General features: G+C 38.7%; 5 protein-coding genes. All 5 read left to right on the plus strand.

Annotated elements, in window-relative coordinates; translation table 11 throughout:
• Window positions 1–280 precede the first annotated feature (280 nt).
• A complete protein-coding gene (locus FD16_RS06580; protein WP_010621184.1) occupies window positions 281–5,392 on the plus strand; it encodes an Ig-like domain-containing protein in 5,112 nt (1,703 codons plus the stop codon).
• A gap of 205 nt (window positions 5,393–5,597) precedes the next feature.
• The gene (locus tag FD16_RS06585) at window positions 5,598–7,241 is read left to right on the plus strand and encodes a beta-L-arabinofuranosidase domain-containing protein (RefSeq protein WP_010621185.1); all 1,644 of its coding nucleotides are present in this window, start codon (window positions 5,598–5,600) and stop codon (window positions 7,239–7,241) included.
• 14 nt (window positions 7,242–7,255) lie between these two features.
• On the plus strand, window positions 7,256–7,459 hold the full coding sequence (locus tag FD16_RS06590) for a hypothetical protein (RefSeq protein ID WP_010621186.1): 204 nt from the start codon (window positions 7,256–7,258) through the stop codon (window positions 7,457–7,459).
• Between the two features lie 17 nt (window positions 7,460–7,476).
• Complete coding sequence (locus FD16_RS06595; protein ID WP_010621187.1) at window positions 7,477–8,556, plus strand: YheC/YheD family protein; 1,080 nt, start codon at window positions 7,477–7,479, stop codon at window positions 8,554–8,556.
• Window positions 8,557–8,646: 90 nt separating this feature from the next.
• A complete protein-coding gene (locus FD16_RS06600) occupies window positions 8,647–10,116 on the plus strand; it encodes a hypothetical protein (protein ID WP_056938541.1) in 1,470 nt (489 codons plus the stop codon).
• The last annotated feature ends 64 nt before the right edge of the window (window positions 10,117–10,180 follow it).

Genomic DNA, 10,180 nt, shown 5'->3' on the forward strand with positions numbered 1-10,180 from the left:
TTAGAGAAAATAAGTTCAAATAATTTAATTAAGATTATCACATGATAAAAGCCGTCTAACATACTGCTTACATTATTCTTCTATTAATTTTTTGAGTATAAGGGTGAAATATCATGGAATAAAATCTTCTTAAGCAAATGTTAATAAAATCCTGGTTTGGTACATTATAACCATGACAGAAAAAGCTGAACATGCTTAACTGTTGTAGCTTTGTTCAGGATTGCTTGGGAGATCTATCCTGAAATACTTATATGTTAGTAGTATTGGAGGAGGAACTATAATGAGTAGAGGTTCAAAAAATCTATCGAAGAATAATCGTTCGTTAGTCACGCAGAAGGAAACAGAAAAGCTGCATTATCGTATGTATAAGGCAGGCAAATTGTGGTTATTTGCTGGAGTTGCTACATTTTCACTAGCAGCTGGATTAACATTTACCACAACAGCTAATGCCGATACAACAAATAATGGGACTACTGTTACATCATCAGCACCTACCAGTCAGGCAAGTACATCTGGTAGTACTAGCACGGCGGCTAGTGCTTCAAGTAGCGTGCTGGTTAACCCAACAAGCGCAGAAGTAGCACAGGCTAAAGATGCTGCCGTAGCAAATGGCACAAATAAAGTTGAAGCAGTCGCCGCAACAAGTGATAGCTCAGCAAGCAATAGTTCATCTGATACAACAGAACTTAAAGCAGGCGATGTTGTAAAGAGTGGATCAGTTACTACTGATGAAAGTGTAAACCCTACCATCACTATGGATGATGGATCTACAGAAAACGGAACTACTCAATCAGATCCTGCAAGTGCTGCAACAAACCCTAGTACTGGTGATGCATTATTTAAAGGAACTATCGGTGGCGAAAACCAAGCATCTGCAGAAAACAGTGCTACCACTGATTTAGGCACAGGTTCAACTGCGAGCGCAACGATTGAAAAAGCAAATGCCGATACAGATCGTGCTGCTGGACAGTATGGGGATGTTACCACAGCAGATGGTCAGGCACAAAACGATACCAATAATGATGATTTAGATGACGATATCTCTATTTCAACTGATGGTATTAATTACAGTTCCACTCAGGCTAATACCGATACCCCAGCAAATGATATTTTTAATGATCAAGGCGCTATTAGCTCTGACAGTGATAATTTGCAAACGCGTGGCACTGTACTATATGCTAACGCACAACAGTCTGGCATTAATTTATCAGTTGCCGGTGATAACGCCCATGGTACAACTGTCGGAATTCCTGATTTAATTTCACAAACTACATTGGTTGGTAACTTTAAAGTTACTGACAATTCTGGTGTCGGGATTACATTGGAAGATGAAGCAACCGGTGAGCTCTTCCAAATTACTGATACTGATTTGGCTGCAGAATATGCGGTTGGAGATGTTATTCAGAACAAAGCCATTGTTAAGACAAGTTTTAATGGCGCTGGTATGGAAGCAATCACTAGTTTTGTGACCAATGACATTGTTAATGGATTAAGTCAAGACATTGCTCAACCAATTGAAGCCGCTCTTAAAATTTTTAGTACTGCAGTTGGTGCTGCAGGCTTAATCCCAGGATTAAGCGATTCGACGGCCGCATATCAACAATCTGTTGATCAAGCAACTACAGATGCTGAAAATATGAATGCATACGGTGCCAACCTGATGAAAGATGGTGTGGCGATCACTGAATTGGTTGATGCCACAACGACAACTGATGCTGACGGTAATACAACCATTAGTGCGTACAGTAATTCATCGGTTGCTGACGCTGTTACCAAAATGGTCAAGTTCTACATTGATGGATGGGTAGATTCATTAACACAAGGTGTTCAGGCGGCTCTAGGTGTTAGCACAGAAGGCACCGCAGATAATGAATCAGCTGTTTCAAAAATTATTGATAATTTAAATGCAGTTCCTTTAGTTGGTGCACCTGCTGCTACAGCTCTTAAAACAGCAGTTCAAGTAGTTTCAGATTCAATTGCTTCGGCAATTACAGATGGTACTGCTACCGTTACTAATCTCTTCGCATCAGGTATTGATGATATGGTTACCCAAGCAATTGATGGTGGCCTTGGGGCAAGCACTACAACAATTATTCCAATTCAATGGACTGATCCTAACTTAGACGAGGCTGGTGTAGCAACTGGTGATTTCATTGGCGAACAATTTAATGAAGCAACCAAGCTGTACAACACAGTTACTCGTGCAGATACAACAATTGCTTATCAAAATGTTGATAAGACGCAACTCAAAGAAGTTGATCCAAGTAGTGCATACATTGATAATGTCAATGCGTCACAAGAAGATGTAGACAAGGACGTTGTTGCACAAAAAGTAACAATTACCGTGACAACCCCAACACAAGATGTAGTTGGCTCAATCACACTATCACCAGTTACTGGAACGGCAGGACAAACGCCAGCAGACGCATTATCTGATGCAGTCACGGCAGGTACGGTTATCAGTACCGATGTTGACGGTCTTGATTTAAGTTCCTTGACAAGTGATGATTTTACACCGAACGATGATACGGTAACAAATGATGATGGTTCAACCACGACTACTTATAAGTTAAGTGATCAAGGCAATACTGATGTGGCCTCATTAGTTGAAGCCTTAGGAGAAAAAGCAGATACAACTTATACAGTTAATGACTCAGAGGGATTGAATAATACTATTGATGTTCCAGCATCTGAAACCACACCAGAATTAACGAATGACCCAACAGTTAGTGGTAATACGACTGACGGATACGAAGTAACTGGTACAGCAACACCAGGATCAACCATTACGGTAACTGACCCAGACGGTGGAACCTATACTGGTACAACTGATTCAAATGGTAACTACACCGTTGATGTGCCAGGTTCAGTGGGGGCAAACACCCAGTTAACTGTTACACCAAGTGATGGAGATCAAACTGGAGATCCAAAGACAGTCACTACACCAGCAGATCCGACAACTGAAGAAGTCACTGTGACAATCAACGATTCCGACCCTGAAACAGATGGAATTCAAGTGTCAGGTAGCGATGCAACAGGTTGGACTGTTTCTGGTACAGCAACACCAGGATCAACAGTTGTTATTACTGACGAAACTACTGGTGCTTCAGCTACAGTTACAGCAAAAGATGATGGAACATATTCTACTACCTTTACGTCTACTGATGATAATGCGAAGAGTGGGGATACTGTTAAAGCCCAAGCATCTAAGAAGGATAGTAAGGATGGTTCAAAGACAAACACCAGCCCAGAGGTTTCTGCAACGCTTGTAGAAACTGTAAGTGAAGCTGATGCTGATGCTGACTCAGATGCTGATGCTGACTCAGACGCTGATGCCGACTCAGATGCTGATGCCGACTCGGATGCTGATGCTGACTCAGATGCTGATGCTGACTCAGATGCTGATGCCGATTCAGATGCTGATGCCGATTCAGATGCTGATGCTGATGCTGACTCAGACTCAGATGCCGACTCAGATGCTGATGCCGACTCAGATGCTGATGCCGACTCGGATGCTGATGCCGACTCGGATGCTGATGCTGACTCAGACGCTGATACCGACTCAGACGCTGATACCGACTCAGACGCTGATGACGATTCAGATGCTGATGCCGACTCGGATGCCGATGCTGACTCAGACGCTGATGCTGATGCCGATTCAGACGCTGATGCCGACTCAGATGCTGACTCAGATTCAGATGCCGACTCAGATTCAGATACAAACTACATTGCACACAGTGCATCACCAATTTATGTTTCTCAACAAAATTACTATGACAATACGACAGAAAATGGCAAGAGTGGTGAACCAACAGTTAATACAACTGTTCCAAAGCCAACCGATGTCAATGCTCAACGTGATGACGACAATAATGTTGATGTAACAGGTAAAGGTGTGCCAGGTTCAGGAATCATTGTTAAAGATGCTAATGGTGACCCATTAGGCACAGCAACAGTTGATGGTAATGGCACATTTACAGTTGAAATTCCAAAGGACAAGGTTAACACCGGTGATCCACTGTATATTACCCAAACTACTAATGGTAAAACTAGCGATCCAGTCGAAATAGATACTCCAGCTGAAAACACTGGTGACACTGATAAAACGCCACAACCTTCAGACGTTGATGCCAACAAAGATCCAAATGGAGACACAACTATCACTGGTGAAGGAGTTCCAGGCGACGGTATTTTGGTAAGGGATCAAAATGGTGATCCAATTGCTACTGGCACAGTCGATGGTAATGGCACGTTTACAGTCACTGTACCTAAGGATAAGGCCGGTGCTGGTGATGCAGTTTATGTTGAACAAACTGATAAGAATGGTAGCAGTGATCCAATCGTTGTAACTATTCCTTCAGACACTCCAACTGATGTTCAGACAACGAATGATCCAGGTGACGGAGTGCATGTTACTGGACATGGTGAACCAGTTTCAGGAATCATTGTTCGTAATGCAAGTGGTGATCCAGTAGGGACAGGTGTTGTTACAGGTGACGGTACATTTGACATCACCATCACCGATGAAAACGCTAAGTCTGGAGATCCTCTCTATGTAACGCAAATTACTAACGGCGGTTCCAGCACTCCAGTTGAAACAACTATTCCAGCTCAGACACCAACTAACGTTACTGCAACTGTTGATAATAATGGTAACGTTACAATCACTGGCGAAGGTACACCAGGATCAACAATTACCATCAAAGATGACAATGGTAATGTTGTTGGTACCGGAACAGTTGGTGATGATGGTAAGTTTGATATTACCGTACCTTCTAACGAGGCAAAAGCTGGTGATCCATTGTATGTTACTCAGACTACTAATGGTCAAACTAGTGAACCAGTTGAAGTTACCGTACCAGCTAAGACACCAACTAATGTAACTGCAACAACTGATGGTAATGGTAATGTAACTGTAAGTGGTGATGGAACACCAGGATCAACAATTACGATTTCTAAGAATGGCAAGCCAATTGTTGCAACAGTTGTTGGTGATGATGGTCACTTTAAGGTAACCATTCCAGCCGGAACTGTAAAACCCGGTGACATCTTAACTGTTGTTCAAACGACAAATGGTGTTTCTAGTGAACCAGCTACCGTTACCGTAACCAGTGATAACGGATCAATCAATGGATCAGGTTCAGAAGGATCATCTGCAAATGGTGCTGCTTCAAAAGCCAATAGCAACGGTAATTCAAGTAACAATAATTCCTCAAGTACTAATACTACTAACCTTTCTGTTAAAGCTGACACCAACACAGCAGCTAACAAGAACGGCAAGTTACCACAGACTTCAGATGCCAAGAGTGGTCTTGCAGAACTTGGATTGATTGGATTTGCCCTTTCACTCTTTGGACTTGCAGGTACTCGTAAGCGTCGTGAAGACAAATAATATTTTTACCCGAATTCCTCCCATGGGTTAGAAAGGAAGACTTGTTAAAGCAAGTCTTCTTTTTTTTTAAGAAAAAGCAAAAAAATGAATAAGGTTTTCACCCTATAATTCTTTATTAAACACGTTAAGGCGTATCACGAAACAAATCTTTGAATTATAATTGTAATAGGAATTCTGGAAATCTTTAAATTTGGGATGTGACACAATGAAGGCTTCTAAGTTAGCCGAAATACGAGATTTAATAAAACAACAAGGATATACTAATCAGCTCCAAAACGGTAAAGTTACGATGGCAGTTTCCATTTCTGACCATGAACATCAGGCGTCGGTTAAATTTTTTCAAGGGAAAAGTTTTAATGCTGTGTGGGGCAACATTGAAAGCAAATTGAAAGGAATACAATCTAATTTCTGGATAAAAATTGATCTAGTGATAAATACACAAGGCAAACAAAAAATTACTTTTGAGTCTGAATTAAAATCGATTGAACGAAATAATTATTGGCGTAAGGGAATTTCCTTTGATGATAGTTTTAAGTACGCATTGTTGGAAAGTGAAATTAATGCTAATGCACTATTTAAGCCAAGCAAAAATCATGTCGTTGGTGTAAATGGTGCTCAAATGACAGCGGACTACAAGTCAATAGAAAATTATTTTAGCCAGTCAAGGAATATTAAGGATAAACTGAATACCAAATCAGTTGATATGGTTTGGGTGTTTAACACTAAGTCGGTCTTTTACGACGGTGACAATATCTATGTTCTGAATGATGAAGGATTGAATATCGGTAGTCGTATAACCCCCGATTTGCATGGCGAGCTAACGCAAGTAATCAATCAAGGTCAAAAATATTTGAAAGCTCAGATTAAGGAAAGTGGGAAATTTGCTTACGGATATTACCCGGCCCTACAGATGGTTCTAACAAATTACAACACCGTCCGGCATTTTTCTTCAATTTATGCACTTTTGGAAGCCAGTCAGTATGTGCATGACACTGATGCTTTCTCAAACATTAAAAGAGCGCTTGATTATGGTCTTGAAAATTTAACAATTACTAAAGATAATGCGTTATTTTCTGTAGACCATTACAAAAAGAGACAGGATGAATTAAAACTGGGTTCGCAGGCCATGATTATTTTAGCGCTTTGCAAATACGAGGAAATCACTGGAGATCGTTCTTATGAAGAACAAATCAATCAGGTATTAGAAGCATTAAAGTATTTTCAACGAAAAGATCATGGATACCTGCATGTTCTAAATACCGATCTAACCTTGAAAGATAAGTTTAGAGTTATTTATTATGATGGTGAAATTACATTTGCACTGGCACGTTACTACCAACTAACTAAAAATAAATTAGCAAAAAAATACCTGAAAGAATCGTTAGATTACATGGTTGCACACGATTATGGTCGGTATCATGATCACTGGATTTCATACGCTGTTAATGAGTCGTTGACCATTTTTGGAAACAATGTCGATTATATGAAGTTGGCAATAAAAAATGTATTTACTTATCTGGATTTTATTGAAAAACGAGACACATCGTACCCAACTCTTCTAGAACTATTGAATGCTGCTAACAAAATGGTGGATAAAGTTAATGAAAGTGGCAATGATCAATTACTTGAACAATATGACGTTGATCGATTACGTAAAATGCAGACTTTTAGAACACGTCATGAAATTAATACGGGTTGTTTTCTACCAGAAGTTGCTATGTATTTCAGATGGCCTGAAAAATATCTGGGAGGTTTCTTTGCACGGCACGATAATTTTAGGACGCGGATTGACGACTGTGAACATTTTCTATCAGGTCTGGTTAATTATGATTACTATGTTTACAAGTGATAGGGAGGATGACTATGTTTTTTGTTTTGGGGGCAACGTATTTGCATACAATTCAGATGTTTATGCGGTTGGTGATCTACGTGGTAATTGGAACTGCGGTATTAGTTGTTAGACATAGACATCGCAAGCGCAATGAAAAACGCATGGATCGTCGAACAAAAAAAATGATGAAGAATACGCCCAGAGATGAGAATGGAAAATATCCTTGGGAAAAATGATAGGGGGACAAAAGGAGATGGAAGTCGCAATTATCCGTGGACAGTATCAGGTTACTCATCCTGATGTTTATCTGCGCAATCTTGTTATCGTTGCGCGTGCACATGGAATTAATGCTTACTTATGCACATTTGATGATTTTAATTTTGAAAAAAATAAAGTTGACGGTAGTTTTTTTGACAACGGAGAGTGGATCAATAGAGAATTCAGCTTTCCATCCGTCATTGACAATATTTTGGTTAATAAAAATAATGCTGAAATTCTTAATAAATTATCGAAATATACATTGGTGATGAATCACAGGATTGGATCAAAAAGCAGTATGTATCCTTTTCTTAAAAACGACCCAGCGTTTAAACCATATTTTATTCCGACCGTGAATGTTACAAGCAAACAACAAATTCTTGAAATGCTTAATGAGTACGGATCCGTCATCATTAAACCTGGTAATGGTCGTTTGGCACGTGGCATTGTTAAGATATATAAGGAGGATGAAGGATTTAAAACAAGTACCGTCATTGATAATAGTGAGCAAGATAATCACCTAGATAACACTCAATTTGACTCATTCCTAAATAATCTCTCTCTATCAAGTTATGTTTGCCAGCCTTTGATTGACACTACAACGGATGACGGTAATCCATTTCATGTCAGAATGCTAGTGCGTAAAAACGAGATGGGTCGGTTTGAGTTAGTTAAGAGTTACGTTGAGATAGGCGTGCTAAATAAAGTCGTTTCTAATATGCACGTTGGCGGTGGGCTAGTGTGGCTTGATACGTTAATAGATGGACTTTATCCTGAAAAACCTCAAAAACTACTTCATGAATTGAACGAAATGAGCACTACATTACCGCAGGCGTTTCAGGATCATTACAGCTATTCAATTTCTGCCTTAGGAATTGACGTTGCAATTGATAAAGACGGTCATCCATGGGTCATGGAGGTTAACGCCGGACCAGGCCATGAATATGTAAAGTTGGAAGATTTGGAATTACGAGTTAGAACGTATGTCTACTTATGTCGTCAGGCTAAAGATGCCAAGTCGTTTTCTAATAGTACAAGTTATGAGACCGCAGCCGATATTAAAAGGTATTTGTAGCTTTAAATCTGATTTATTTTTGGGGTAAGAACTAACAAACACATTTTTTCGAGTAGTTGTTTTACTCGTTCCAAGTGAGGGGGAGATAGCTTGGACTATTGGATTTTTTTAACAAATGACGATCAACTTAAACTTCGTCTGATATCTGAGATTGCGGCAACCAGTGATGGTGTCGTCTCAATTAGGTACATTATTAACATGTTGCAAATTTCTCGTTATAAATTAAATAAAACGCTGGATGAAATCACGCATTCAATTAATTCAATTGGCGATGATGTGAAAATCGCTGTTGAAGATGGTGATGTGGTAAGTCAAAATGTGGATTTTGTTTTTTATCGTCATGCACAATTATATTTATTAAAACAATCAATGTTATTTGACGTTTTTAATTTCGAATACATTGATGATCAAAAAGAAACTCGTCAAATGTTTACAAGTGATCACTTCATCAGCCAGGCCAAGTATTATAATCTTAGATCTAAGATTGATAATGAATTTAACCAGACTAACATGTTTACAAGGTCAGCAATTTTGAATGTGCACCAAGAATTTACCAGACGAATGCAAATTACAAAAATATATTATCACTATTTCCATGGTATCGAGGATCCTTTTCCAGAGTTAAGTGAAATTACGACCAAGTTTGTAAACACCTTAGTAATGACGTATAAGCTTTCTTTAACACCTAGCGAAAAGGCAGAATTACGGTTATTCTTTCAGATTCAAGCACAGAGAATTCAACATCGTAACTTCGTTAATATTAGGGATATTGTTAAGCCCGTTAAGAATGATAATGTCGACATTATTCAAAGATTTTATAGTAATCATGTTGCATACTTTGATAAGTCAGATGTTTGTTCAGAAATGGCATATTTAATGTCTTTTTTGGTTAGTCAAGATTATATTAGCAATGACAAAGTTGAATTTTCTACAGGGATCAATGGTAGTTTTAATACTGCATTACTACAGTTTGAAAAAATTTTGTTAAACACTAAAATGCTAAAACATGATCTCGTTTCTGATGATGATTTGCGGAAAGCTGCTGAAAAATTGAGCACATTAAACCACAAGTTGTTAATTTTTGATTTTCAGATTGGTTTTATGGATGCGACAAGTTATGAATCTCAAGTTGCAAGGGATTTTCCTGGGTTACAGTCAATTGCGTTTGAGTTAACTGATTCATTAATTCAGGTTTTTAAATTGGATGCAACAGACCAAGAACGAGCTAGAATTGCTAATAATTATTTACTTGAACTAGTGAGCGAATTACCAGATGGTAGCGTAGAAGATCGCGTGTCTTTGTGCGTGGACTTTTCTGGTAATCGATCAACCAGAGACTATATTGTGCATGCACTAAATCATTACTTCGATAAAAACGTGGATATTTCTACTAAACTTAATAAAAAGTCTGATATTTATTTATCAGATGTATGCAATGAAAGTATTCGTGGGATTCCACAAATTACGTTACCGTTATTTCCCAGTAAGAATAATTTGAAACGATTGTCAGATTTAATATTTAAAGTACGTAAAAATAAGTTAAAATTACTAACAGACTAAAACATTCTATCAGAAATTTTTCTGATTAGAATGTTTTTATTTCGTCTTGAAGACCTAGTTGAGC

The sequence above is a fragment of the Paucilactobacillus suebicus DSM 5007 = KCTC 3549 genome (genome assembly GCF_001434475.1).
Taxonomy (GTDB): Bacteria; Bacillota; Bacilli; order Lactobacillales; family Lactobacillaceae; genus Paucilactobacillus; species Paucilactobacillus suebicus.